Annotated in this window: 20 protein-coding genes and 1 pseudogene; 17 read left to right on the top strand and 4 right to left on the bottom strand. The window is 59.2% G+C overall.

Annotation, left to right across the window (positions count from 1 at the left end):
* Positions 1-192: 192 nt before the first annotated feature.
* From HS101_15810 to HS101_15800, 3 genes are all read right to left on the bottom strand, one after another.
* Entirely contained in the window at positions 193-1719 is a 1527-nt protein-coding gene (locus HS101_15810; GenBank protein MBE7507731.1) for a hypothetical protein, read from the bottom strand.
* 65 nt (positions 1720-1784) lie between these two features.
* Positions 1785-2129, bottom strand: coding sequence for a redoxin domain-containing protein (locus HS101_15805; GenBank protein MBE7507730.1), 345 nt, complete (start codon positions 2127-2129; stop codon positions 1785-1787).
* 9 nt (positions 2130-2138) lie between these two features.
* Positions 2139-2288 carry a redoxin domain-containing protein gene (locus HS101_15800; protein MBE7507729.1) on the bottom strand — a complete coding sequence of 50 codons (150 nt, stop codon included), beginning with the start codon at positions 2286-2288 and terminating at the stop codon, positions 2139-2141.
* 494 nt (positions 2289-2782) lie between these two features.
* On the opposite strand from HS101_15800, the pseudogene HS101_15795 reads away from it, so the two are divergent.
* A pseudogene (locus HS101_15795) lies at positions 2783-4103 on the top strand (IS1380 family transposase).
* A 1432-nt stretch (positions 4104-5535) separates the two neighbouring features.
* Here the strand turns inward: HS101_15795 and HS101_15790 are convergent.
* The gene (locus HS101_15790) at positions 5536-6663 is read right to left on the bottom strand and encodes an exo-alpha-sialidase (protein ID MBE7507728.1); all 1128 of its coding nucleotides are present in this window, start codon (positions 6661-6663) and stop codon (positions 5536-5538) included.
* A gap of 213 nt (positions 6664-6876) precedes the next feature.
* Here HS101_15790 and wecB point away from each other — a divergent pair, with 213 nt between their 5' ends.
* From wecB to asnB, 16 genes are all read left to right on the top strand, one after another.
* On the top strand, positions 6877-7971 hold the full coding sequence (gene wecB, locus HS101_15785) for a UDP-N-acetylglucosamine 2-epimerase (non-hydrolyzing) (protein ID MBE7507727.1): 1095 nt from the start codon (positions 6877-6879) through the stop codon (positions 7969-7971).
* 37 nt (positions 7972-8008) lie between these two features.
* On the top strand, positions 8009-9022 hold the full coding sequence (gene gmd, locus HS101_15780) for a GDP-mannose 4,6-dehydratase (GenBank protein MBE7507726.1): 1014 nt from the start codon (positions 8009-8011) through the stop codon (positions 9020-9022).
* A 39-nt stretch (positions 9023-9061) separates the two neighbouring features.
* On the top strand, positions 9062-9298 hold the full coding sequence (locus HS101_15775) for a DUF4160 domain-containing protein (GenBank protein ID MBE7507725.1): 237 nt from the start codon (positions 9062-9064) through the stop codon (positions 9296-9298).
* A complete protein-coding gene (locus tag HS101_15770; protein ID MBE7507724.1) occupies positions 9279-9536 on the top strand; it encodes a DUF2442 domain-containing protein in 258 nt (85 codons plus the stop codon). The genes HS101_15775 and HS101_15770 overlap by 20 nt, the downstream gene beginning before the upstream one ends.
* Positions 9537-9632: 96 nt before the next feature.
* Positions 9633-10589, top strand: coding sequence for a GDP-L-fucose synthase (locus HS101_15765; protein MBE7507723.1), 957 nt, complete (start codon positions 9633-9635; stop codon positions 10587-10589).
* 17 nt (positions 10590-10606) lie between these two features.
* Complete coding sequence (locus tag HS101_15760; GenBank protein MBE7507722.1) at positions 10607-11146, top strand: hypothetical protein; 540 nt, start codon at positions 10607-10609, stop codon at positions 11144-11146.
* A 133-nt stretch (positions 11147-11279) separates the two neighbouring features.
* On the top strand, positions 11280-12599 hold the full coding sequence (locus HS101_15755) for an IS1380 family transposase (GenBank protein MBE7507721.1): 1320 nt from the start codon (positions 11280-11282) through the stop codon (positions 12597-12599).
* 523 nt (positions 12600-13122) lie between these two features.
* Positions 13123-14445, top strand: coding sequence for a UDP-glucose/GDP-mannose dehydrogenase family protein (locus HS101_15750; GenBank protein MBE7507720.1), 1323 nt, complete (start codon positions 13123-13125; stop codon positions 14443-14445).
* 6 nt (positions 14446-14451) lie between these two features.
* Positions 14452-15402, top strand: a complete 951-nt coding sequence (locus tag HS101_15745; protein MBE7507719.1) for a GDP-mannose 4,6-dehydratase — start codon at positions 14452-14454, stop codon at positions 15400-15402.
* Positions 15403-15412: 10 nt separating this feature from the next.
* On the top strand, positions 15413-16816 hold the full coding sequence (locus tag HS101_15740; protein MBE7507718.1) for a hypothetical protein: 1404 nt from the start codon (positions 15413-15415) through the stop codon (positions 16814-16816).
* 592 nt (positions 16817-17408) lie between these two features.
* The gene (locus tag HS101_15735; protein ID MBE7507717.1) at positions 17409-18956 is read left to right on the top strand and encodes a lipopolysaccharide biosynthesis protein; all 1548 of its coding nucleotides are present in this window, start codon (positions 17409-17411) and stop codon (positions 18954-18956) included.
* A 236-nt stretch (positions 18957-19192) separates the two neighbouring features.
* Positions 19193-20110 (top strand): hypothetical protein, encoded by a 918-nt coding sequence (locus HS101_15730; GenBank protein ID MBE7507716.1) that lies wholly within the window; start codon positions 19193-19195, stop codon positions 20108-20110.
* Entirely contained in the window at positions 20094-21593 is a 1500-nt protein-coding gene (locus tag HS101_15725; protein ID MBE7507715.1) for a DUF362 domain-containing protein, read from the top strand. The genes HS101_15730 and HS101_15725 overlap by 17 nt, the downstream gene beginning before the upstream one ends.
* Positions 21594-21823: 230 nt before the next feature.
* Entirely contained in the window at positions 21824-23116 is a 1293-nt protein-coding gene (locus tag HS101_15720) for an O-antigen ligase family protein (GenBank protein ID MBE7507714.1), read from the top strand.
* A gap of 254 nt (positions 23117-23370) precedes the next feature.
* Complete coding sequence (locus HS101_15715; GenBank protein MBE7507713.1) at positions 23371-24483, top strand: glycosyltransferase family 4 protein; 1113 nt, start codon at positions 23371-23373, stop codon at positions 24481-24483.
* A 70-nt stretch (positions 24484-24553) separates the two neighbouring features.
* Positions 24554-26377, top strand: a complete 1824-nt coding sequence (gene asnB, locus HS101_15710; protein MBE7507712.1) for an asparagine synthase (glutamine-hydrolyzing) — start codon at positions 24554-24556, stop codon at positions 26375-26377.
* Positions 26378-26702 lie beyond the last annotated feature (325 nt).

Raw genomic sequence — 26702 nt, 5'->3', positions numbered from 1 at the left:
TGATCCCTTAGTTGAACTTACCGGGTTCGACCCGCAATTGGCGCGTGACCGAACTCCCCCCGGGGCATGCATGATGCCAAAAGCTTGCGGATGCCATATTTATCACGCTTGACGCCCAAAGTCAACCGGCCGGGGCCTTTCGCGGCATGCCGCAAACGGCCCAACCCTGCGGCGAGCGGATCAGCAGACTCATTACCGGCGGGCCTTCTTTTCGGGTTCGATAAACCGCAGCGCGTCGCGCAGTGCCTGTGGCGACCAACTGATCACCATGTATCGGTCGGTGACTTTCAAGGCCGGGCCGGGAATGGCCGCCTGAAGGTACCAGATGCCCTCGTCGTCGCGCTTGACGCTCACCCGAGCCAGCACCGTCTTATTGCGTTCGGCGCGCTCATCGAGGTATCGGCTCCAGGCCTCGAGCAGCGAATTGATCGCCGCGGAGACGGCGCGACCGTTATCGATCTCAATGGCGATCGTCAGCGCGAAGGGGATGCGCAGGGGATGCTCGGGGTAGTCGAACAATATCACCGTCTCGCCGATGTGTTCGATCAGGTTTCCGCCGATGTCGAGGCCTCGCTCCTGTTCGAGGCGCTGCCATGCGGTCTTCCACTTTCGATAGTTGCTCTCCGACTGCGCCGCGACCCAGGCCCGCGGAAGATTGTCCACCAGCCACCGCGTCGGCACCTTGATGATCGCAAAGTGCCGGGCCTCGTCAGGGACAATTCGCAGATGCTCCTTTGAATAGAGCGACGGATCGCTGTACAGCCGCGTCACGTCCTCACTTCCGCGACGATAATATCGACGCCAGGTCAGCGCCCGACCTTCGATGCCCACCGCCCACATGTCCTGCCGAATGTCGTCAGCCTGAAGCGCCGCCGCCACACGCGCCACCCGGCCCTCGGCCGCCTCGCCCAGGCGCTCGCGAAGCTGCGTGAAATCGGTCACCCAGTGCGCGAAACAGTCGCCTACGTGCGTCTGCTCGGCGCCCCTGCGATACCAGTCGTTCCGAGACATCGACGTCGTCTTGCCGCTCGCCACCGACACCAGCCGGTCGTAAGCGCCCTCGCCAAACGTCAGCACAAAGCAGTCGCCGATTGTGCCCCATTCCCAGACGGCCCATTCCTTGAGCCGCTCGTCCACCAACCGCTGATATTCATAGTCGCCCGTCTTGTGGGTCGACAGCGCCGCCACATCCCGGTTGGTGTAACGGCTCATGACGCGATAAAGCTGATCGGTCACCGGTTTGCAGTTCTCCCCTGTGCGGAAGACAACCGCGACCTGAAGCCGATCGAGCCGGAGAATCTTCTTCTGCGTGCCCGTTTGATCGTCGTCGCCGGCCGGCTGGACCAGCTTGGTGGACACGTCCAACAGTGCCAGCGCGTGCTCGTATCGACCCAATAGCGGCAGGGCGGAAATGATGTCCGCATAGACCTGGCCGTCGCCGGGAATGAGCCCCGCGGCGTTCAAGAACCCCACGATCGACGTGAGCGAGACCGTCGGCCCCTTCGTCTCGCCGTCGGACTGAGTCGGACTCTCACCCATCAGAAACGAGTACGGCTTGGCGGCATACACCACCAAGGCATCCGACGGTACCAAGTCCATGATCGGCGTCGGCTTGCCGTCGAAACCAAGCGCCGGCGACCACACCGCCAGGAAAATCAGCGTCGCGGAAAGGGCGCGAAACACTCGGGTTCTGACAAAGTGGAATTGATGGCGATTCATGTCGTCTCGGAATGCCGGACCGTCAGGGAATGGCCCGTCGTTACAGGTTCGATTCGCGGTAGATTCTACGGCTTTCCGACCGCCGCGCGAACCGCCTCGAGGACTTCCTCCGGCGCCGGCCGATCCTGAACGCGAACGCTTTTGCGACGCCAAAGGATGCTGCCGTCCTGACCGACGAGGACCATCGCCGGCATGGCGATGTCCGATTTGCCTGGCCCCATGCCCGCATGGACCAGCCCATAGGCCTCGAGTGTTTCGCGCGTCTCGTCAGACAGAATGGGAAACTCCAGCTTCGCCTTCTTGACGACACCGAGCGAGTCCTTGGGTGGGTCCACGCTGATCGCCAGAACTCGGCCGCCCAACTCCTTCAGTTCATCAACTACCGGATGGAGCCCAACGAGCTCCGAGATGCAAACCGGTCACCAGAAGCCGCGATAGAATACCAGCAGCACCGGCCCACGCGCCCGCGCGTCGGCCAGCGAGACGGCGTTGTTGTTTTCATCCTTCAGCGTGAAGTCCGGCGCGGTCTTGAGTCCTTCGAACTTCGGAGACTCCGGGACTGCCGCCATGACGAAAAACCCGAACCCGAAGAGCGCCAGAAACGCCGTGTTCAGACCCGCCATGATCTTGGTGGAAAGTCGTGGTCGTTTCGCGACCGCCGTCAACGAGAGAGCAATGCCGAGAAAAATCAACGCGAACGCCGGCAATCCCGTCGAGCGAATCCACGGCACGCCCATCAGCGCGGTGTAAACAACCGGCCCGGCAAGCGAGACAACGATGCCACCGACCGCCAGCAACCACGGAAATCCGCCGGCGGGCTTCGGATCCGCTGCTACGCTTTGTGGGGGTGTGTTTTGAGCCATGGGGGAATCATATCCCGCTCAGGCCCCGGCCGCATCTATTGATGAATTCGCCTATCACCACGGCTAACCCGAATATTTCATCAGGTCGGCGTTGAATAGGAATAGAAAAAGCCTCGAAGCCCTGTAGACTGGGGTTTCGTAAGAACATTCCGGTCCATAGGCAGGGAGGCTTTTTCGTGACAGACTGTAACAGCAAACCGATGTTCTTTTCCAGTCTCGGCCGCAAGAAAATCGTGGCCGATTTCACAGGCGGAACGCTCACCTCAGACGCCGGGGGTCTGCTGCTTCGGGAGGTCGAGCGGCGTCTGGGCCTGGTCGATCAACTGGCCGGGGTCATCAACGACCCGCGTGATCCGGCCCAGAATTCAACATGACCAGCGGGTCATGCTGGCCCAGCGCATCTTTGCCATTGCGATGGGCTACGAAGATCTCAACGACCATCAAGCCCTGCGGAGCGATCCCGTGCTGGCGGTCCTGACCGGGCGGCCGCCGAGCGCGGATGAGCCGCTGGCCAGCAGTCCGACCTTGTGCCGGCTGGAGAACCGCGTCACGCGCGGCGACCTGGCACGAATGTCGCGTGTGCTGGTGGAGCAGTTCATCGCGTCCTATGAATCGCCGCCGGAGGAATTGATCCTCGACTTCGACGCGACCGACGATCCGATCCACGGCAACCAGGAAGGCCGCTTCTTCCACGGCTATTACGACCACCACTGCTTCCTACCGCTGTATGTGTTCTGCGGCTCGCGGCTGCTGGTCTCCTACCTGCGGCCCAGCAACATCGACGGGGCCCATCACGCCTGGCCCATCCTGAAGCTGCTGGTGCAGCGGCTTTGCGACAGGCGTGGCCTGGGGTGCGGATCATCGTCCGCGGGATTCCGGCTTCTGCCGCCGGCGAATGATGAAATGGTGCGACCGGCACGGCGTCAAGTACGTGCTGGGCCTGGCCCGCAACACCGTCCTGGAGAAAGCGGCCGAGTCCTTCATGCAGGCGGCCGAGGCCCAGTTCGCCACCACGCAGCAGAAGGTGCGGAACTTCCACGAGATCGAGTACGCGGCGCAGACCTGGGATCGCCCGCGCGCGTGATCGTCAAGGCCGAGCGGCTGGTTCAGGGGCCCAACGTTCGATTCGTGGTGACCAACCTGACCGACCGCACGCCGAACGATATCTACGACGGTCTGTACACGGCCCGCGGCGACATGGAGAACCGCATCAAGGAGCAGCAGCTCGGGCTCTTCGCCGATCGCACCAGTTGCCACGCCTTCCTGGCCAATCAGTTCCGGCTGCTGTTGTCCTCGGCGGCCTACGTCCTGGTGGAAACGCTGCGCCGCACGGCCCTGGCCGGCACCGAACTGGCCGAGGCCCAGGTGAACACCATTCGCCTGAAACTCTTCAAGGTCGCCGCGCGGGTGGTCGTCTCCGTGCGCCGCGTCGTACTGCGACTGTCGAGCAGCTGCCCCCTGCAGGACCTGTGGCGATCCCTGGTTCCACGACTCCGCCTGATCCCGCCCGCCCCATCATGACCCGAAAAACAACCTGATCACCGCTTGGGGGTAAGGGGGCCCTGCGCGCTCCAACCTCCACCTTCATCCCTCCGCTCACGCACAAAGCCGAAAAACTCCGTCCATCACCATTCGAAGATCACTGATGAAATATGCGGGCTAACAGGGGCCCGCGACGCATCATTGTCCGCCCCCATTGGGCCGTAACCGAATCATCCCCGTTCGGCCTATCGCCCCCGCATTTGCCCGCCGACCTCGGCCGCCGCCCCGCGATCATTCCCTGTAGCCCTATCCTCGCTCCGATCCGATCACCGCGCGACCCCCACCGCGGCTTGCCGTTTGGCGACGGACAACCAACCCACTCCCCACGACCTCGTCCGCGCTCGCCACAAACAAACCACCCCCGCACCCCGATCCGTAGCGCCGCACGCGCCCCATCCGTACCGTCCCCCCGCGCCCCATCCGTACCGTCCCCTCGCGCCCCATTCGTACCGTCCCCCCGCGCCCCATTCGTACCGTCCCCCCGCGCCCCATCCGTACCGTCCCCTCGCGCCCCATCCGTACCGTCACCCCTTGTGGGTGACGAATTAACGCTCGACATCCCCATCGCCGCCGTCTTCCGCGCAACCGCACCCCGAACCGTTTTGCTCCGGCCATTGATCGGGGGCTCATCCCCACGCACCATCCCCGCCCGCTCCCAAAAAAATCCGCGCGCACATGGGGCAAGTATCTCCTATGCAATGCGTAATGCCCCGCCCATTCCGCGCCCGAACCAGCCCGAAGCGCCGGCAAAGTCGTCACGACGCGTGCCCACCTCCCGCCCTGTCTTGACCCGCAATCCCGCCGACCTTCTGTGTCACCTTTCCGGCACATTTTTCAAGGACTTACAAACGAACTTTCCCGAAACTTTCCGTGCTCATTCGGGCATACACCGGTCCTGTTTCACCTTGCCGTTTTTCACCAAAAACCGCCAAAAACTCGAACCGCCCCAACCCGCGCCCGCCACAAGTGTTGGCACAGTTTCCAGAGGCCTTGTGTCACCTTATGTCACCTTCAGATTTGCAGCTCTTGCGCGAGATCATCGTCTTCGATTTCACCCTGGACCCTTCGGCCCCTCGGTCGCTCAGCCCATTCTCTTTCGCCTATTGTCACCATCGATTTATCGCATCCCCGCCACAAACTTCAGCCCAAACAATGTGGATGCACATACCCACGAATGCATCGCCCCCGTTCGAGCCCCGAATGGGGCGCCGGGTTGTAGCCACCGGTGGAGCAAGGCGCCGCGCAGCAAGCCGAGCGCAACCGGTGGTAAGCATCCCAGCAAGAACCCAACCCCGGCAGGGGTGAAGGAGTCACTCGAATGCGCTCAAAAAATCACCCAAACCCGAACCACGCCAACCCTTGTCCGCCACATCTGTTGGCACAATCCCCGAACGCGCTGTGTCACTATATGTCACTTCCGATTTGCTGCCCCGCGAGCGTCCCCCGTCCGCAGTTCGACGTGCCGAATCCGCTGCAACCGCTGCGAGTATGTCAGGTGGATCGCGCCGTCACTCGATTGCCAGAGGCTTGGATATGAAAGCTGAGCCTCGCCGTCTTCGATCGTCTGCGGGGCCGACCAGGTGCGGCCCTCGTCGTTTGAAATCGAGACAGAAAGCGGCGTCCGCTCCGTCTTGCTGGGGTTGTAGGCCAGCACGAGTTGGCCGCCCGAGAGCCGGATCAGGTCGAGGCCGCTGTTGGGGTTGGGCAGCTCCGGCCGCTGGCCCAGCTTCCACGTTCGGCCGCCGTCCGTCGAGCGGCCTTCCCATGTCTCGTTGTTCCCGCCGCCCGTCCTCATCAGGGCATACAGCGAGCCGTCGGAAAGCTCGACCACGGCCGGCTGAAGATTGTTGGCCGACGGGGTCAGCAGGCCGCCCGTCGCGCTCCACGTCGCGCCGCGATCCTCGGAAAGGAGGAACTGCGATTGATAAATCGCCTGTTGATACGCGGGCATCACCCAGCGCCCGCTTCGGGTGATGAGGATGTGATTGCGGATCATCGTGCAAACGGTCTTGAGCGCATCGCGCGGCGGTCCCCATGTCAGGCCGTGATCGCGACTGACGCGCTCCATCACCCGGCCCAGGCAAAACGAGTCGCCGAACATTTCGACGTAAAAGAGCCGAAGCTCGTCGCCCTCGCCCGCGAGCAGCACCGGGTTCGCATCCGCATAGCCCGGCTTGTCCGCCACGACGATCGGCTCGCTCCAAGTCGTTTCGCCCGGTCGCTTGCGCGACAGGACGATGACGCAGTCGTCGGCCAGTTCCTCCGACCCGGCGCCCCATGCGGTGAGCAGGTCGCCATTGGCCGCCTCGATAATGGTCGACGCGTGGTTGTACGCGTAGGTCGTCGGCAGCGATTCGGTCGACAGAATCTCAAGCGAGGTGATGGGCGCGATGCTCGACGTGGAGCCGGCCCGATCGGCGACCTGAAGCTCGTTGGTCGCGGCGCAGGCAGAAAGGAGAATGGCGGAAAGCAATGCGGCCGCGGTGAATAATCGGCGGCCGTAGCGAACTAAAATCAGAACCCAACTCGAAACAGGCATCGCGCAGGTTTTAAGGGTGGCAACCACCACCGACAAGTGAGGCCGGCCTTATCGGACACGCAGGCCGCAGCGAATGCCCGCCGGCGCCTATCCGCTGGCTGCCGCTGGGCTTAAACTCAATGGCCGCCCGATACGGTCCGAACTTGGATACGGGGAGACAGCGCACGCGGCGGTGTCTTTTTTGTCGAGGCGAAGTTCGGAGCGAGGGTTCTGATGCTTAAAGTGATTTGTGTCTGCGGTGCCCGGCCGAACTTCATGAAGATCGCGCCGTTGATGGACGCCTTTGCCCGCACCGGAAAGGTCAAAGCCGTCCTCGTGCATACGGGTCAGCACTACGACGAGCGGATGAGTCAGCTTTTCTTCCGCGACCTCGGCATACCCGAGCCGGACATCAATCTCGAAGTCGGCAGCGGGAGCCACGCCTCGCAGACGGCGGAGATCATTCGCCGCTTCGAGCCGGTCGTCATCGAGAATCGGCCGGACTGGGTGATCGTCGTCGGCGACGTAAACAGCACGATCGCCTGCGCCATAGTCGCCGTGAAGCTCGGCGTGAAAGTGGCCCACGTCGAGGCCGGCCTGCGCAGCTTCGATCGCGGCATGCCGGAGGAGATCAACCGGCTCCTTACGGATTCCATCTCTGACATGCTGCTGGTCAGCGAGCCGTCGGGCGTTGAGAATCTTCGCAAGGAAGGCGTGGACGACAGCAAGATTCACTTCGTCGGCAACGTCATGATCGACACGCTGATGAAGAACCGCCAGCGGGCCAACGAGTCGAAGATTCTGACCGACCTGGGCCTGACGCCGAAGAAATACGCCGTGGTCACGCTGCATCGGCCGAGCAACGTGGACGATGCCAGGACGCTGGGATCGATCCTCGATGCCTTCGAGCAGATCGCGAAGGACATGGCGATCGTCTTTCCGATGCACCCTCGGACGCGCAAGAACATGGCGAACATGGGCCTTGGACAGCGCGTAGGATCCATAGCCGGCTTTCAGACGCCCGAGCCGCTGGGGTATCTGGACTTCCTGAAACTGATGGCGGACTCGGCGATGGTCTTGACCGATTCCGGCGGGATTCAGGAGGAAACGACGATTCTGGGCGTGCCCTGTCTCACCCTGCGCGAGAACACCGAGCGGCCGGTGACGATCACCGAGGGGACGAACCGGTTGTGCAAGCCGGAGTCGGCGAGCATCATGCAGGCCTACCGCGAACAGCTCGCGCGCGGCGGCGCATCGGCGAAGCGGCCCGAGCTCTGGGACGGCAAGGCGGCGGAGCGCATCGCGGCGATCTTCGCGGCGATCGCGTGACGCAAGGCACCGCAAGTGACGGCTGCGGCGGGATGGTATGAAGAAGGCGCTCATCACCGGTATCACGGGCCAGGACGGCAGCTATCTGGCTGAGTTGTTGCTATCCAAGGGCTACGAAGTCCACGGCCTGATTCGCCGGTCGAGCAGCTTTAACACGGCGCGCATCGAGCATCTCTACCGCGATCCGCATGACAAAGACGCGGCACTTTTCCTGCACTACGGCGACTTAAACGACGGCGCCAGTGTGCGCAACGTGCTGCACCAGGTCGCACCGAATGAGGTTTACAATCTCGCGGCGCAGTCGCATGTGCGACTGAGCTTCGATCAGCCGGTCTATACGGCGGAGACGGGGGCGATCGGCACGCTGTTGATGCTGGAGGCCATCCGCGATCTGCAGATGCCGACGCGGTTCTATCAGGCAGGCAGCAGCGAGATGTTCGGCAACATGCCGCCGCCGCAGAATGAGGCCACGCCGTTTCGACCGCGCAGCCCCTATGGGTGTGCCAAGGCGTATGCGCACTGGCAGTCGGTCAATTACCGCGAGGCCTACGGCATCTTTGCCTGCAACGGGATTCTGTTCAATCACGAGAGCCCGCGACGCGGGGAGACGTTTGTCACACGAAAGATCACGCGCGCGGCGACGCGGATCAAGGAGGGCCTGCAGGACAAGCTGTTTCTCGGCAATCTGGACGCGAAGCGCGACTGGGGATTTGCCGGGGACTACGTCGAGGCGATGTGGCGAATGCTGCAGCAGGGCGAGCCGGACGACTATGTGATCGCGACCGGGAAGATGCACAGCGTGCGCGAGTTTGCCGAGGCGGTCTTCGGGCAGCTCGGTCTGGACTGGCAGAAATCCATCGAGCATGACCCGCGGTACCTGCGGCCGACGGAGGTCGACGAACTGTGCGGCGACGCCTCGAAGGCAAGCACCAAGCTGGGCTGGAAGCCGATCGTGATGTTTGCCGAGCTGGCCAAGCTGATGACGGAACACGACTGGCGGCTGGCGAAGGAAGAGCGGGTACTGACGGATCACCGGGCGAGAAACGGCTAGGTCACGAGATACCTGCCCGAATTCGCGAGGTATAATGATATGCCGACGGTCGCAAGAATCGGTCCCTACCGGTTTTTCTTTTTTGGCAACGAGGGTAACGAGCCTCCTCACATACACGTTCAGCGGGAGCGGCTGTTGGCCAAGTATTGGTTGAACGAAGTGGCGCTAGCGAAGTCGCGAGGCTTTGCCGCGCATGAGCTTCGACAGATTGAGAAGCTCGTCTTGGAGAACAAGGGCAGGTTTCTGGAGGCGTGGAATGAATTCTTCGGTGGTTGAGATAACTCCGCTTGCTCAGGGCGTCGAAGTGACCGATGAGGAACTGGTCGTTTCACTTGCAGATGGGCGGCGGATATCCGTGCCGATCGTCTGGTTTCCTCGGCTTAGCAGGGCGACGCCTGAGCAGAGAAATAAATGGGAACTGCTGGGCGACGGCGAGGGGATACACTGGCCGCTCATCGACGAGGATCTTAGTGTCGAAGGTTTGCTCTCAGGGCGCAAGTCGCGGTCTAGTTAGGGTTGGTGTCGCTTCGAGACTTGGCGATTGAACGAATATGCGATCGTTTGCTACGACTTCTAATTCGCAAGCGCATTAAACCACTGCACATCGAGAATTGACTTGTCATTTGAGGGACATCGCATAGCAGTAACTGGAGGGGCGGGGTTCCTCGGTCGAAACGTCTGCGCAGATTTGGAGCGAAATGAAATGGGCCGCGAGCAAATTGCGGTGCCGCGGAGGGCGGAATTTGATCTGACGCAACGGGAAGCGGTCTCGCAGATGTATGTGCAATTGCGACCTGATATCGTCATTCATCTGGCGGCGGAAGTGGGGGGGATCGGGGCCAATCGCGCGAGTCCCGGGCGGTTTTTTTATGCCAATCTGGCGATGGGCATGCATCTTATCGAACAGGCCCGAGATGCCGGACTGAAGAAGATCGTCATGGTCGGGACGGTTTGCTCTTATCCGAAGCATACGCCGGTTCCGTTTCGCGAAGACGATCTTTGGAACGGCTATCCTGAGGGAACGAATGCGCCTTATGGGATTGCGAAGAAGGCGCTTTTGGTCATGCTTCAGGCCTATCGGCAGCAGTATGGGCTTAACGGCGTGTATTTGATTCCGGTCAATCTTTACGGGCCTGGCGACAACTTTGATCTGGAAACGAGTCACGTCATTCCGGCGATGATTCGCAAGTTTGTCGATGCCAGGGTGTCGGGGGCGGCGGAGGTTACGCTGTGGGGGACGGGGTCGGCGAGCCGCGAGTTTCTCTATGTCGAGGACTGTGCCCGGGCGATTGTGATGGCGACGCAGCGCTATGATGGTGCGGAGCCTGTGAACATCGGGACGGGGCGGGAGATCACGATCCGCGACCTAGCGGAGAAGATTCGCGGAATCGTCGGATACAGGGGGCGGATTATTTGGGATTCGACGAAGCCCGACGGACAGCCGAGACGGTGTCTGGATACGAGTCGTGCGAAGGCGGCGTTTGGATTCGAGGCGACGACGGGGTTCGACGAGGGGCTGCAACGAACGGTGGATTGGTACTGCAACGAGCGGGGCATCAAGTTGTGACGGACGCATCGATGATCATGTTGCCGGCAGAGGAAGCGATTCCCGATGGTCTCGCGGGGCGCTGGTGGGTCGCGCACACCAAGCCGCGTAATGAGAAGTCGCTGGCCGGGGAGCTTGTGCAGTCGGGCATCGTTCACTTTCTGCCGCTTCAGCCGCGACAGACGCGAGGCCGCATTTCGCGACGTGTTTACAAGAGCGTCGTCCCTATTTTTCCCGGTTACCTGTTTTTCAATGCGACGGAGGAGGAGCGGCTGCGAGCGCTGAAGACGAACCGCATCGTGACGGTGATCGATGTGCCTCGGCAGGAGTCGCTGGTGCGCGAGCTTCGGGAGATTTACAAAGCGATCTCGACCGGCGTCGGACTTCGCTGGCATCCCGAGATCAAGGTGGGGGATTGGGCGCGCGTGACGTCGGGGCCGCTGATGGGGGTTGAGGGGATTGTCCTCCAGCGAAGCGGACGCGTACGCGTACGCCTGGTGCTCAATGTGGTGATGCTGGGCCAATCCGTGAGCGTAGAGGTATCGGACGACGTACTGGAAAGAATGAACGCGCCCTAACCCGAATATTTCATCAGGTCGGCGTTGAATAGGAATAGAAAAAGCCTCGAAGCCCTGTAGACTGGGGTTTCGTAAGAACATTCCGGTCCATAGGCAGGGAGGCTTTTTCGTGACAGACTGTAACAGCAAACCGATGTTCTTTTCCAGTCTCGGCCGCAAGAAAATCGTGGCCGATTTCACAGGCGGAACGCTCACCTCAGACGCCGGGGGTCTGCTGCTTCGGGAGGTCGAGCGGCGTCTGGGCCTGGTCGATCAACTGGCCGGGGTCATCAACGACCCGCGTGATCCGGCCCGAATTCAACATGACCAGCGGGTCATGCTGGCCCAGCGCATCTTTGCCATTGCGATGGGCTACGAAGATCTCAACGACCATCAAGCCCTGCGGAGCGATCCCGTGCTGGCGGTCCTGACCGGGCGGCCGCCGAGCGCGGATGAGCCGCTGGCCAGCAGTCCGACCTTGTGCCGGCTGGAGAACCGCGTCACGCGCGGCGACCTGGCACGAATGTCGCGTGTGCTGGTGGAGCAGTTCATCGCGTCCTATGAATCGCCGCCGGAGGAATTGATCCTCGACTTCGACGCGACCGACGATCCGATCCACGGCAACCAGGAAGGCCGCTTCTTCCACGGCTATTACGACCACCACTGCTTCCTACCGCTGTATGTGTTCTGCGGCTCGCGGCTGCTGGTCTCCTACCTGCGGCCCAGCAACATCGACGGGGCCCATCACGCCTGGCCCATCCTGAAGCTGCTGGTGCAGCGCTTGCGACAGGCGTGGCCCGGGGTGCGGATCATCGTCCGCGGGGATTCCGGCTTCTGCCGCCGGCGAATGATGAAATGGTGCGACCGGCACGGCGTCAAGTACGTGCTGGGCCTGGCCCGCAACACCGTCCTGGAGAAAGCGGCCGAGTCCTTCATGCAGGCGGCCGAGGCCCAGTTCGCCACCACGCAGCAGAAGGTGCGGAACTTCCACGAGATCGAGTACGCGGCGCAGACCTGGGATCGCCCGCGCCGCGTGATCGTCAAGGCCGAGCGGCTGGTTCAGGGGCCCAACGTTCGATTCGTGGTGACCAACCTGACCGACCGCACGCCGAACGATATCTACGACGGTCTGTACACGGCCCGCGGCGACATGGAGAACCGCATCAAGGAGCAGCAGCTCGGGCTCTTCGCCGATCGCACCAGTTGCCACGCCTTCCTGGCCAATCAGTTCCGGCTGCTGTTGTCCTCGGCGGCCTACGTCCTGGTGGAAACGCTGCGCCGCACGGCCCTGGCCGGCACCGAACTGGCCGAGGCCCAGGTGAACACCATTCGCCTGAAACTCTTCAAGGTCGCCGCGCGGGTGGTCGTCTCCGTGCGCCGCGTCGTACTGCGACTGTCGAGCAGCTGCCCCCTGCAGGACCTGTGGCGATCCCTGGTTCCACGACTCCGCCTGATCCCGCCCGCCCCATCATGACCCGAAAAACAACCTGATCACCGCTTGGGGGTAAGGGGGCCCTGCGCGCTCCAACCTCCACCTTCATCCCTCCGCTCACGCACAAAGCCGAAAAACTCCGTCCATCACCATTCGAAGATCACTGATGAAATATGCGGGCTAATCCGAGGATCGATCATCCGTCCATGTCTTAAGATGTTGCAAATACATGGCTTATGAGTTTCTTTGGTCGGTATGTCTGAGCAGTCGGCGCGGGGTCGCCCGATCAAGAGGTTCAGCCTCAAATCAAACCCTGCATAGGCGCGGAACGTATTGAGAGAGCGGCAATTGTGGGGGGATCGGCGGATCCATTCAGTCTGTAGTTCTCACAAGGCGAAACCGATATCATTGATGCCCCTTGCGGGGGCGCACGTTTCGTGCGCAAGTCCAGAATAGACAAGGGATTCGGTGAGATCGCGATAAGCGGTTGACGGGGACGGAGTCTATCCAGAGCCAAAGTACCTGATGTATTTCGGGGGCTCGTAGGTATAAGGGCGGAATAGCTATGCGAGTAGGTGTGGTTGGGACTGGTTACGTCGGGCTCGTCGCGGGAGCGTGCTTCTCGGATGTTGGAAATCACGTCATCTGCGTTGACGTTGACGAGGCGAAGATTGCCAAGCTGCGCGAGGGCGAGATTCCCATTTATGAGCCCGGTTTGGCTGAGATTGTTCAGCGGAATGCCAAGGCCGGTCGGCTGGAGTTTACCACCGACCTGGCTCATGCGACGGCCAATTCGCTGATCATGTTCCTTGCGGTGGGGACGCCGCAAGCGGACGACGGCAGCGCGGACTTGTCGGCATTGCTCAGTGTCGCCGAGCAGATCGCCAAGGTCATGGACGGGTACCGGATCATTGTGACGAAAAGCACGGTACCGGTGGGGACGCATAAGAAAATTGGAGATGTCGTCAAGGCAGCGACGGATCACCCGTTCGATTGCGTGAGCAATCCGGAGTTCATGAAGGAGGGAGCGGCGCTCGACGACTTCATGAAGCCAGACCGAGTGGTGATCGGTACGACGAATCCGGCGGTCGTGGAGATCATGAAGCAGCTCTACTCGGCGTTCATGCGGAAGCGCGAGCGGATTCTGGTGATGGACCCGGCGAGCGCGGAGATGACCAAGTACGCGGCGAATGCGCTGCTGGCGACCAAGGTCTCATTCATGAATGAGATCGCCAACCTGTGCGAGCGGTATGGGGCGGACGTGGAACTGGTTCGTGCGGGCGTTGGTTCGGACTCGCGAATCGGCCATCCATTCTTGTTTCCCGGTGTGGGGTATGGCGGATCGTGTTTTCCGAAGGACGTGAGCGCGCTGGTTTCGATGGGGCGCGAGGTGGATTACATCCCGCTCATCACGCAGGCGGCCCAGGATACGAACCAAAAGCAGCGGCGGCATTTCGCTCAGCGCGTGATTGAGCGTTTTGAGAAGGGCAAGGGCCCGGTCACGCTGGCGGTATGGGGGCTGGCGTTCAAGGGGCGGACTGATGACATCCGCGAGGCGCCGGCGATCACGGCCATCCAGATGTTTCTGAAGAACGGTGTCACCATTCGGGCGCACGATCCCGAAGCCATGCCGAATGCGCGAAGGACGCTTGGCGAGACCGGCATCACATATCATGAGGATGGTTACGAGGCATTGAACGGGGCCGATGGTCTGGTGATTTTCACGGACTGGCAGGAGTTCCGGGTGCCGGAATTCGACCTGATGAAGAAGAACCTGCGGCGGCCGGTGGTGTTCGATGGGCGGAATCTGTACGACCCCGCGTTTATGAAGCGAATGGGTTTCGAATATCACAGCGTGGGCCGACCGACGGCCGGTCAGTGTGGGTGAGAGAATATGCAGACGATACTTGTAACCGGTGCGGCGGGCTTCATCGGCTCCCATCTTTGCGAGCGACTGCTGGCGGATGGCCGGCGCGTCGTGGGGCTGGATAGTTTCGACAGTTTTTATGATCCGAAGATCAAGCGCGCGAACATCGCCGGATGCCTGACGAATTCCAATTTTCGTCTGGTTGAGGGTGACATTCGCGATGCGGAAGTTGTGGCCGCCGCGCTGAAGGGGTGTGATCTGGTGGTTCATCTGGCGGCGCGTGCCGGGGTGCGACCATCGATCGAGGATCCGCTGCTCTATCAGGACGTGAACGTTCGCGGGACGAACGTCATCCTTGAGACGATGCGAAAGCTGGGGATGAAGAAGCTGGTCTTTGCCAGCAGTTCGAGCGTGTACGGGAACATTAAGAAGGTGCCGTTCTCCGAGACGGATGTGGTGGACAATCCGATCTCGCCATATGCGGCGACAAAGAAGGCCGGCGAACTGATCTGCCATGCCTATCACCATCTGTTCGGGATGGATATCACGTGTCTTCGGTTCTTTACGGTGTATGGCGCGCGACAGCGGCCGGACCTTGCGATCCATAAGTTTGCAAAGTTGATTCTTGCGGGCAAGTCGATCCCGGTCTTTGGCGACGGCAGCATGATGCGGGACCACACCTATATTGATGACATCATCGCCGGGGTTGTTGCCGCAATCGATCACTGTGGTGGATACAAGATTTACAATCTTGGGGAATCCCGGCCGGTGTCGCTCAGTGACTTGATCGCAGCGATTGAGCGGGCGGTCGGCAAGAAGGCGATGATTGAGCGACTTCCGCTTCAGCCGGGGGACGTGCATCAGACTTATGCAGACGTAAGCAGAGCGAAGGCGGAACTGGGATACGAACCAAGCACGGAGATTGAGGCCGGGTTGGCCAAGTTCGCTCAATGGTTGAGCAAGTCCGTAGCACCCTAGAGGAAGAGAGATGAAGGCATTTCTGAAGGCCCAGTTTCCAAGAGCATTCGCCGCTGCGCGAGACATCAAGGATCGCGCGCGAATGGAATATTACGTCGTCCGGCGTTTGAGCTGGCGACACTTGTTCCCCGGACTTCAGAAGGCGGCGAGCTGGCAGAACGTGCTTCCGTATCAGGGGATTCGGCGAATCGAGATTCCTCAGGCAGACTTTCCGACAGTGGAGTCGATCAAGGGTTGCGTAGAGGCAGCGGGCTTAAAGCATGGAAACGGCGTATTTGCGTTGTACCTGCCTCCCGAGACCGTGGCGGGAACGCCGTTTAAGGTTCTTAAGAACGAGTATCCGCCAGACGCCGGGGTAAAACTCCTGAAGGCTGCGGGCCCTGTCGGCGAGAGTACGTATGGTCCGGGGATTAAGCGAAAGGAAATCGATCGCCATTTGCTGCTTGCGGCGAACATGCTTTACAACGAGGGACTTGGGCCGCGCATTTACGATCTTGTGGAATTGGTTTGCGGCAGCCAGATCTGGACTGCGTACGTGATGCGGCACGTTCAGGGACGAGAGCCGACGACGGAGGAGTGCGAGGCGGGTGTCGCGAAGATGCGCCGGCTCGAAGAAGAAGGCACGTTGATGACGATTGCGACGGGGGCGCATCGCAATATTGATTTTCTGCCACCTTCCTGTAATGGGAACGCCATTATCGATGAGGACGGGAAGTTTCAGTACGTTGACTTTCAGAACTTCGTCACCGGAAACTACAGCAAGTATCTGGACCAGGTTGCCCGTACGGCCGTCGACGACTCACACTTCGGGGATAAGCGTCTGCTCGGCGGGGGTCGAATACTTTATCAATCCATTCCCGGCGTGAACATGCCAGCCAAGCGATCGGTGGAGTCACGATCGACCATGTTCACGGAATTACTCCAAAAGGCCGGGGTTCAAGTGAGGGATCGGCTGATGCTCGATGTCGGCTGCAACATCGGCATGATGATCGCCGAGTATCTGAAGTGGGGCGCAAAGTGGTGCCATGGTTGGGACTTTCCGAATGTCGTGCCGCACACTGAGCGATTGCTTTCCAGTCTGGGCTGTACGCGGTACTCGACGACGGGCGCTCAACTCAAACGTGATCGGCGCCTGGGAGACGACCTGCCCGACTGGCTGGGGCCGTCGGTTCAGGGTTGCGGCCTTTCATACCTGGCGGTTCATGGGCACATCGGGTGGATGGAATCAATTGCGAGGATCCCGTGGTCGTTCTTGATCTATGAGGGACATGAGTTCGACACGCGGGCTGATGTCGAGCGGTACCTTGGCGAGCTTCGGAACAACGTGTCGTTTGAGATCGGCGCCATGACGTCCGCGGAGGATGGCGCGTCAAACGAGCGAACCGCCGCTATCCTTTTGCGGAGCGAACGGTAATGGGATTTGCTTGGATTCAGAGCCCCGAATTAATGGGGGCGAGGGTGAGCGAGACCGAATCTTTACGAGAGCTTCATACGATCATCGCGAATCTGTAACCAGTCATTTGCACTTCTCGAAGAGCAGAGTCGGTGTACTCGCGATCAAGATCGGGTCAAGCTCTTCCGATTCATCGAAAGGACGAAGCCGATTTTTTTAGTCGGCAGTCAATGGAGCGGGACGACGGCGCTTGCGGTAATGCTGGATCGACGTTTCGGCATTGCCATGTTTCCGGAGACGGAGTTTTGTCACACATACATTCATCGAGACCTGGTCGGCGGGGGGCTGCGGCTCCGTTGACTAAAGATCTCCGACGTATTGGATGGATGCTCGCCTATGTGCCCTTTTTGCCCGGCGTTTTTCCGATCGCGGTGATGGCCAACCGGTACTTTTCGAGTCTCGTGGGTCGTCCGAAGCCCAGCCTGTATCACATTCCGTTAAAGTAGCGATTGCCGCGTCGCATCGCATCACCTTCTTACAAACCATCTCCCCGCGACGGATAAGAGCGATTTCAAATCCGGGAAGCTGAGTTCCTTCCAGCGCTTTTCCTTACATGCGCCAAACTGACCGACTCATCATTAATGTTCTGTCCAACTACGGGCTGACCGTGGTTGCGGGCATTGCATCGCTGATTGTCGTGCCGATAGTGGTCAACGACCTGACGCAGACTGGATACGGCCTTGCCATGATGCTCCTTTCGGGCATCACTGTCACAACCACTCTCGGCAATGCGGTCAATCGCGCCATGCAGCGGTACCTGCCACAGGATCTGGAGTCGGCCGACGCGGAGCGCGTCAACGGGACATTCAATTCCGCGATGGCAATGTTCGGAATGCTCGGGCTCCTGGCAGCCATTACCATCTTGCTTCTGCGGGATTGGTATCTTGATGATCCGGGCATCACCCCCGAACTGAGGGCTGACGGCAATATGGCCTTCTTCATCGTCGCGATCTTCATGCTCGTTGAGGGGCCGTTGCTCACCTTTCAGGCTGGACTTGAGGCGATCCAACGATTCGATCTTGTCGGCGCCTATACGGGAGCGACAACCGTACTTCGCATGCTGGCGATCATCGCATTCTTCAAGCTTGGAGCGGGCAGCATCGTCGTATTCGCCCTGTCTCACATGGTCGCGATGATCCTCGCGTCAGTCATGTTTTTCATTTGCCTGAAACGGGCCATACCCAAGCTCGAATTCTCTGTACGCCATATTCGTCTCGATCGATTCAAGATTCTTCTGGTTTTTGCCGCCGCGGGATTGGTGATGACGGTCGGAAATGTTCTCGGCCAGGAGGGATTTCGCGTGCTCGTCGGAAAGGGCCTGAGCATGGCCGACGTCGGCGGCCTGTCCGCGGTGTGGGCGTTTCGTTCGATGGTGTTCATGGTCATTTGCAGCATGACCAATGTGCTCACGCCCACGGCGAGCGCGCTCGAGGCCCGCGGGTCCGCCGAGGCACTTGGGAAGCTTCTTGTGGCGTCGACGAAGTACTCCTCTGTGGCGGCTGCGTCGATGTGCCTGGTACCGCTTGCCGTTTTTGGCCCGTTTCTTCGCCTGTGGTTGGGGGAGGAGTTCGCATCGCTAACGACCCTTCTGATTGTGATCATGCTGGCGCAGTTGCCGATCTCGGCCTCGCTGAGCGCGCAACAGATGCTGATTGGTCTTGGTCGGCTGAGGATCACCAGTCCCGCGGTTTTTTCGCGGGGGGCGGTGAGCCTGGTAGTGGCCGGACTCTACATGTATTTTTCAGAAGAGCCGTCATTAACCGGAGCCGCCGTGTGGTTATATGCCATTCAAGTATTTTTCAGCTTAGTCGTGTTTGTTCACGGTAGTCGGGAGATCGGAGTGGGCGTTCGTCGGTTGATCCTTGAGGGCATGGCGCTGCCGGCGGCACTTGGGGCGGCCTCCGCGTTGCTAACGTGGGTGGTGTCGAGTCAGATCGGCACGGGAGACTGGCTTCGGATATTGGGTGCAGTCGGCATCGGGGAAGTTGTGTTTCTCGGATTGATCATCGCACTGGGATTGGGCGTCGAAGAGCGAGCGCATCTGGGGTCATTCATGAGTCGAGTCAAGGCCCGGGTCATGCCGAACGTGAGCCGCAGTTAATCCATACCAAGTCAACGGATGATCGATTGAACATGGAATTGAGTCATAACATGGAGACTTGTCCGGAGATAGCTATTCATCATTGCGAAGGCTCCTATTCTGATAGGTGGCTTGAATACTGTTGCGGACACCGCGTCCCACATCGCATCGTTAATTGCTATGACTCTGACATTATCTCTCAACTGGCGGGTTGCGGCGGACTGCTTTGGCAGTGGAAATACGGGGATCCGAGGGATGTGCTCGCGGCACTGAGAGTGATTCGCGCGGCAGAGGCGATGGGCCTTGTTGTCTTCCCCAATTCCGCGACATGCGAGCACTATGACGACAAAGTCGGCCAAAAGTATCTGCTTGAGGCAATTGGCGCGGAGCTTGCCCCGACCTTCGTTTTTTATGACAAGGAGTCGGCACTTAAGTGGGTTGCGAGCACAAAGTGGCCTAAGGTCTTCAAGCTCAGCCGAGGCGCGGGGTCTCAGAATGTCCAGCTCATTCACTCGGCGGCAAAGGCTAGAAAGCTTGTGAACCGCGCATTCGGCGCAGGGTTTCGTTCCGTTGCGTCAGGTTGGGGTGATGCACGGTCGAAATTGGCAAAGCACCGCAGAAAGGGTGATATCTGGCCGACGGTCAAGCGGTTGCCGAAGACTTTGCGGGAATTCGTGCGCTTGAGCAGGCAGATGCCGCGCGAGCGAGGATACATTTACTTTCAGGAGTTCCTGCCCAACAACGAGTACGACACGAGGATCACGGTCATTGGGAATCGCGCGTTTGGCTACCTGCGCATGGTGAGGGCCGATGACTTTCGAGCATCCGGGAGCGGCCTGAATGTATTCGACCAGAATCAGATAGACCCTCGCTGCATCGAGTCAGCATTTCGAATTGCCAGGAGGCTCGGAACCCAGGCGTTGGCTTTTGATTACATCAAGGGCCCGTCGGAATCGCTCATCCTCGTGGAGATCAGCTATACTTTTTTGGCTGACTTCATTTACGAATGTCCGGGTTACTGGGATCCGGAATTGAAATGGCATGAGGGGCATTATTGGCCGCAGGACGTGATTCTTCAGGATCTGATCAAGGAAGTGAATGCGAAACCAGCGCGAACGCGAGCCAATGCCATGCAGGGCCTGGGCTCCGGAAGTGGTGATGATGAAGCCAAATGAAGTATATATCGCCCGCGCAGCGGAGCCCCGATACGGCCCATGCCCAAGAGGCCAATGGCCGGAGATACCGCAAGAGATCCCCGCGACGCAGGCACTGGCGACTCTCCGCAGACTCTTGCATGACGCCGGATTAGATCGGGCGCGCTTCGGCACGCGAGACTGGAATCCGCTGGGCGAATTCGTGCAAAAGGGCATGCGGGTTGTTTTGAAGCCAAACTGGGTTCTGCATGTCAATAAGTCCGGTCTGGGATTAGATTGTCTGATCACGCACATTTCCGTCATCGAGGCGATCCTGACATATGTTGTCAAGGCCGGACCCTCGGTGGTGGTCGTGGGAGACGCTCCAATTCAAGGGTGCGATTTTGAGAGCCTGAACACTAGCTGCGGGTTCGATCGAATTGCGGGGAAGTTTAGTTCGGCGGATACGAAGGTCATTGTGAAGGACTTCCGCAGGACGATTCGGCATGAGGACAAGGCACAGGCGGGTCAACGTCACGATTGTCGACCGCTTGATGAGTTCGTCCTCTATGACATGGGCGAGGATAGCGCGCTGGAGGATATCAGCGGCGAAGATCCGGATTTTCGAGTCACGATGTACAACCCCGATCTGATGAAGAAGACTCATGGGCCGGGGCGACATCAGTATCTGATCGCTCGAGACGTCATAGAGGCGGATGTCGTTATCAACGTTCCGAAGCTCAAGACTCATCGCAAGTCATGCGTGACCGGCGCGCTGAAGAACATGGTGGGGATTAACGGTCACAAAGAGTACCTTCCTCATCATCGCAAGGGCGGGGTCGGCCAGGGCGGGGACTGTTACGACGGCGGTCTCTGGGTGAAGAGCGTCGTAGAGGACTTTCTTGACATTGGCAACCGCACTGAGAACCTGGCCATGCGAAGGGCCATGGTCGTCGCGTCGCGGATTGGATCTGCCGTCGGAAAGGTGCTGGGAGCGGACTCGAACTTTGAAGGCGCCTGGCACGGAAACGACACGATCTGGCGAACGTGCCTCGATCTTCAGCGGATCCTTCATTATGGCCAGGTCGATGGAAGCCTCTCGGCAGCGCGACAGCGGACGGTGCTGTCAATCACCGATGCCCTGATTGCCGGTGAGGGCGAGGGACCTCTTTGTCCCATTCCAGTTCCGCTGGGCCTGCTTACCATGGGGTTGAATACGGCGGCGATAGAGTGGGTCCACTGCATTCTGATGGGATTGGACCCCAACAAGATTGCTCTTGTTAGAGAGGCGTTTGCGGACCATCGCTTCCCGCTAACTGACTTCGCCCCAGACGACATCCAGATCATCGCCGCCGGAAGCCCCATTTCATTAAATAAGTTGTTTCCCGAGTATGGCAGGAGATTCATACCGCCCGTCGGTTGGCGGGGCCACTGCGAGCTCGATGAGGCCGGCGACGTAAGGCCATTGCCGGATGGCGTCTACGAGAACGCCTGCGCGCCTGGATCGAGTTCGGCCGATGAATAGCAATATATACGAAGCGCGCACGGCATGTAGAGGCGCAGAGTCTTTGTGCCAGCGATAGAATACCGAGTCAATCCGCGGTCGCTCGCTGTGACCGCTCAGTTGGCTCCTGACGGAACACTTTGATGGCTGGATCTTGGACCATTGTTCAATCGCCGAGGAGCCCGATGCGCGGGCGATCTGCGCCCATTCGGGGTGCCCATTCGGCGACGGCGCAGGTCCGCGAGCCGAAGATGCCGACTTTTCTCGGCACAGCATCGGCGGCTTTTATCATGAGTACGTGCCTCGCCAGTACGGCGAGTGAGTCGGTTTCGTGGATTCCCCAGGTGGTCGCAGGCTGTGTCGGCGCATTGTGGATTTGCGTCGGAGTGATTCTTCAGGGCCAACGGATTCGCTGGATCAAGCCGATTTCGCTTTATTTGCTTTTTTGCGGTTGGGCCTGCACCGGAATCCTTGTGACGATCGATCAAGAATATTTCCTCTTGGTATTAAAGACCTATTGGAAGGTCGCGATCATTACCTGGGTCTTGTCACAGACCATTAAGACCCGAAAAGACGTATTGGCGTGCTGTATGGCAATCGCCTTGTCGAGCATTGTGGTCGCGATACTGGGACGGGACCAAATTGCCAGAGCACTGTCGGCTCACACGGTTGTCGGCGATGCGGCGAAAGCGCGTGCGAGTGATACGCTGCTGGGTAACGCAAACTATCTGGGGATGTTTGCGGCTCTTGTTGCCCTGTGCGGACTCACTTGCTTTTTGGCTTACCGAAACCTGATATTGAAGGGTCTCGCTGTCGCCGGGGCCCTCTCAGGCTTGTATCTTGTGGCCGCTTCCGGTTCCAGGACTGCGATGGTGGGGTTGGCTTGCGGCGTCGTAGCGACATTTGTCTTTCACTTCCGAAAGCTAGGACTCTCGAGCATCACCGCGAAGATGGCGGCGGTCATCTTTGGACTGGGCCTGCTGGTCGGCACGGGCGTGTTCATCACAAAGCTCCCATTCTTCTATCGCATGGTGGATGTGCTTTCAAGCAAAGAGGAACTGATGAAGGAGCCGAGGGTACGCTACTTTTTCACAGCACTCGACGTGATTTCGGAGAGCCCGGTGTTCGGATTAGGATTGGGTGGATTTGCATTGAACAAGCTGGGTAAATCGAGCAAAGGCATCGGCCACTACTCGCATACCTCGGTTGCGGAGACGCTTTCGACGACAGGGCTTCCGGGATTTCTCTTTTATTTTGCGAGCCTGTTTGCGATGTTCCAACTCGTCAGACGGGTCCGCAAATTGGATTTACCAAAGGAAGAGAGGGTAGTTGCCAACATGATCATGTCCATGCTTGCCATGATCATTTCATTTAACGCGGTCGCCATCGTTGATACGCATCGCCTGATCTGGCCGCTATGCGGAGCATTCGCCGCGTATCTGTGGAACATGCAGCAGAAGTATGCCGCGACTTCAATCAGACCTGGACTCGGCACATTCGCAGCGCTACCTCGTCGCGGTTTTCCAGCATCCCAGCGTCGTTGAGTTGTCTTCAGGGCAGGCTACTCACGACTCACGATCATCCGACTAATACCATCCCTGAATGCAAAGCTATGGCAGATTGCGCGTTGATGCAGCGTTGTATATCAGGAAATGTTCCTTGCGATTCACGTCCGGCAGAGGCGCCGGACGCTACGCAGATGCGCAAGCCGCTCTAAAGCTCTGAAGCCTAGCGCCAATGGTTCCGGAGATCCCTGGCATCCGCAACCAGCCCTGGTCCGCTCAGCCCCCACATTCCTATGCGTATCGCGATTGTTCTGGACTCGTTAATTCGTGGGGGAGCAGAGCGCCAAGCGCTTTACGCCACCGGGGAACTTACAAATCTCGGTTACGATGTTGAACTCATTTACTATAATCGAGTCGACGCGGCCTACGATGCGTCCGCTCTGCGGCCCGATACTGTTTCCTTCATGCCGAAGAAGGGCAGGCCATTTCGCTTTCTTTGGCAACTTCAAGCTTACTTCCGCAGCAAACGATTTGACGTTGTGCACGGCTGGATGGGCGGTCCGAGCATTTACGCGGGCATTGCCGGTCGGGTCGCCGGTGTTCCAGTCGTATTTGCGGGCTATCGATGCGAGTACGATGGGACTGGCGCCACGAAAACGGCGCATCGCGTCGTGAACAAGCTTGTTACGGGTTGGATTGTCAACTCGAAGGCCACCGTGCCGTCCCTGGTCAGGGGCGTTGGGGCGAACCCGTCCAAGGTGCGGGTCGTATATAATGGCATCGATCCCAAGGCCTTTACATCCGGGCTGACCGCTGTTGAAGCAAAAGCAAAGCTCGGGATTCCCGAGAACGCCGGAACGGTCTCGATCATTGGACAATTACGCCCTCAAAAGAACCACTCTCTATTTATTCAGACGGCAGCGCTTGTAGCCAAGCAACTTCCTGCGACCGAGTTTCTGGTTGTTGGCCACGGAACCGGTGATGAGCAGCAGGTATTTGAGCGTCTTGCCGAGTCACTAGGCGTTGGCAAGCAGGTGAGGTTCCTTGGAAGCCGGTCCGACATACCTGATGTGCTTGCCGCGACCGACATTATCATGCTGACCTCACACTATGAGGGAGTCTCGAACAGCCTGCTAGAGGCCATGTCTGTCGGGCGCCCCGTGGTCTCGACTGCGTATGCAGGCGTCAATGAGCTGATCACCGATGGTCATGACGGCTTAATTGCTCCAATGGGAGATGCCGGGGCGCTTGCATCCCATGTCATCAGTCTGCTGCTTGACGCCAAGTTGCGCGAGCGGCTGGGCGAGGCGGCCCGCGAAACCATTCGCAGTCGATTCACGATGTCGGCGATGGCCCGCAATTTATATGCTGTTTATCAGGAAGCATTCGATCGATCGCGACAATAGACGGAATTCCCTCGGGGTTTGGTGACGAATGTGCGGTATTTGTGGAATCGTTGACTTCGATCGGCCTGTTGTGAGTGCGACGATTCAGGCAATGACAGACTCAATCCGCCATCGGGGGCCGGACGACCAGGGCGTCGCTCTACTTGGGTCTGCCGCGCTCGGGCATCGACGATTGAGCATCATTGATCTTTCCGCGACCGGTCATCAGCCGATGCAAAGCAGCGATGGTCGGTACTGGATCAGCTATAACGGCGAAGTTTACAATTTTCCGGAGATCCGGCAGCGCCTTTTAATTGAGGGCTGTTCATTCCGCGGTACCTCTGACACGGAGGTCGTGTTGGAGGCATTTGCAAGCTGGAGTACGCGGGTATTTGGCTTACTCAACGGAATGTTTGCGATCGCGATTTGGGACACGGCACTCCAGCAACTGCACCTTGCCAGGGATCGATTCGGCATCAAGCCGCTTTACTACCACCACTTGCCGAGGAGCATAGTTTTTGGATCTGAAATCAAGTCCATTCTCGCTTCCGGGCGCGTCAATCGCGACTTATCCTGGCCGGCCCTGCACGAGTACTTGTACTACGGCAACGCCCTCGGTAGCCGAACGCTCTTCGACGGCGTTCAGAAGCTCTTGCCTGCGCATCACGCCGTGCTTAATCGTAACGGATTGCAGATCGAGCCTTTTTGGCAGCTAGAGGAGCTGAAGCCCATTAGAGCAGGCGCAGCCGACGCAATTGACCAGGTTCGCCAGCGTCTGGATTGTGCGGTGCGCGATCACCTGATCAGCGATGTTCCAGTTGGAGTGTTTCTAAGCGGCGGCATTGACTCATCGGCGATTACTGCGCTGGCTACAAGGCATTACAAGGGGCGACTGAGCACCTATTCGGTCGCATTTGATTTTGACGAAGAGAAGAGTGAGTTGCCCCAGGCGCAGCGAGTGGCCGAGCATTTCAAGACGGACCATCACCCGCTTCGCTATGCTCCGTGGAATATTCCGGAAATCATTGAACGTCTTGTGCGCTCTCACGACGAGCCGTTTGCAGACCCCGCTAATATCCCGCTCTTCCTGTTATGTGAGCAGCTTGGCGGTCAGCCCAAAGTCATTCTTCAGGGCGATGGAGGGGATGAAATCTTCGCGGGGTATCGTCGGTATAACGTCCTCGCTCATGAGAGATTCTGGCAGACAGTGTCTCGTGCCGCAGTCAGCGCCCGATTCGCGTTGCCTCGTGGACCGCGTATGCAACGCGCGCTGAGGTTCTTCGATGTGATGAGCCAGACCGATCCGAACTTGCGCACAGCGCTATTCATGACGACCGAGGTCAGACAACCGCCGCCGACGCGCGTGTTCTCAAGAGATGCCCTTGCACACTTGTCGAGAAGCGATCCGTTTTCTCGTTATCTGGAGATGTACCGACGGTTTGAGCATCTGGACGCGGTTCAGCGGATGCTCTACATCGACAGTCAGATCCTACTGCCGGACACATTTCTGGAAAAAGTCGACAAGTCCACGATGGCACATGGAATTGAGATTCGTGTTCCATTCCTCGACGCGAATCTGACGAGCTATGTGATGGCTCTGCCCTCACGACTCAAAGTACGCGGGACACAGAAGAAGTGGATTTTACGCAAGGCATTGCGGGGCACAGTTCCCGACTGGGTACTCGATGCTCCGAAAGCCGGCTTCAGTGTGCCGGTTGCAAATTGGTTGCGTGGTCCGCTCGTCGATTACATGAAATCACTTCTACTGGATGAATCCACCCTCAATTGGGGTGTATTCGACAGGGGAGCTTTGGAAAGCTGCATCAACGATCACGTTTCTCGTTCGAGAAACAACGGACTATTGCTTTACAAGCTGATTCAACTCGTCATCTGGCGCAATCTATACCTTTCGTAACTCCCGACTTACCGAGCTGGGCCGAGAGTTATTGACATGAGCTCAAGACCTTTGACAGTTCTCATCATTGGCACGTTGCCGCCGCCCATTGGCGGAGCGGCGGTATCTCTTCAACACCTTATCGGCGCGCTATCCGAGCGAAAGGACTTTCGGGTCGTTGCCGTCAATACCGGGCGAGTGAGGGGGCACCCGATCACCGGGCCGTTTCGATTTCTTTGGATCGCGTGGCGGGTTTTCTGGGGTGCGTGTCGGGCCGATGTCGTGAGCCTTCAGCCTGTTCCGAGTGGGCTGCCGTTCATGGGGCCGGTCGTATGGGGTTCTGTGC

This window comes from Planctomycetia bacterium (genome assembly GCA_015075745.1).
Lineage (GTDB): Bacteria > Planctomycetota > Phycisphaerae > UBA1845 > UTPLA1 > UTPLA1.
The sequence above is the reverse complement of the archived record's forward strand: the minus strand, read 5'-3'. Positions and strand labels throughout refer to the sequence as shown.

What these genes read in the sequence shown, in the direction of transcription:
- HS101_15800 (MBE7507729.1), bottom strand. Translation starts at nt 2,288, where the DNA reads ATGGCGGCAGTCCCGGAGTCTCCGAAGTTCGAAGGACTCAAGACCGCG.
- HS101_15745 (MBE7507719.1), top strand. Translation starts at nt 14,452, where the DNA reads ATGCAGACGATACTTGTAACCGGTGCGGCGGGCTTCATCGGCTCCCAT.
- HS101_15735 (MBE7507717.1), top strand. Translation starts at nt 17,409, where the DNA reads ATGCGCCAAACTGACCGACTCATCATTAATGTTCTGTCCAACTACGGG.
- HS101_15775 (MBE7507725.1), top strand. Translation starts at nt 9,062, where the DNA reads ATGCCGACGGTCGCAAGAATCGGTCCCTACCGGTTTTTCTTTTTTGGC.
- HS101_15755 (MBE7507721.1), top strand. Translation starts at nt 11,280, where the DNA reads ATGTTCTTTTCCAGTCTCGGCCGCAAGAAAATCGTGGCCGATTTCACA.
- HS101_15750 (MBE7507720.1), top strand. Translation starts at nt 13,123, where the DNA reads ATGCGAGTAGGTGTGGTTGGGACTGGTTACGTCGGGCTCGTCGCGGGA.
- HS101_15790 (MBE7507728.1), bottom strand. Translation starts at nt 6,663, where the DNA reads ATGCCTGTTTCGAGTTGGGTTCTGATTTTAGTTCGCTACGGCCGCCGA.
- HS101_15770 (MBE7507724.1), top strand. Translation starts at nt 9,279, where the DNA reads ATGAATTCTTCGGTGGTTGAGATAACTCCGCTTGCTCAGGGCGTCGAA.
- gmd (MBE7507726.1), top strand. Translation starts at nt 8,009, where the DNA reads ATGAAGAAGGCGCTCATCACCGGTATCACGGGCCAGGACGGCAGCTAT.
- HS101_15740 (MBE7507718.1), top strand. Translation starts at nt 15,413, where the DNA reads ATGAAGGCATTTCTGAAGGCCCAGTTTCCAAGAGCATTCGCCGCTGCG.
- HS101_15720 (MBE7507714.1), top strand. Translation starts at nt 21,824, where the DNA reads ATGCCGACTTTTCTCGGCACAGCATCGGCGGCTTTTATCATGAGTACG.
- HS101_15725 (MBE7507715.1), top strand. Translation starts at nt 20,094, where the DNA reads ATGATGAAGCCAAATGAAGTATATATCGCCCGCGCAGCGGAGCCCCGA.
- HS101_15810 (MBE7507731.1), bottom strand. Translation starts at nt 1,719, where the DNA reads ATGAATCGCCATCAATTCCACTTTGTCAGAACCCGAGTGTTTCGCGCC.
- HS101_15715 (MBE7507713.1), top strand. Translation starts at nt 23,371, where the DNA reads ATGCGTATCGCGATTGTTCTGGACTCGTTAATTCGTGGGGGAGCAGAG.
- wecB (MBE7507727.1), top strand. Translation starts at nt 6,877, where the DNA reads ATGCTTAAAGTGATTTGTGTCTGCGGTGCCCGGCCGAACTTCATGAAG.
- HS101_15760 (MBE7507722.1), top strand. Translation starts at nt 10,607, where the DNA reads ATGTTGCCGGCAGAGGAAGCGATTCCCGATGGTCTCGCGGGGCGCTGG.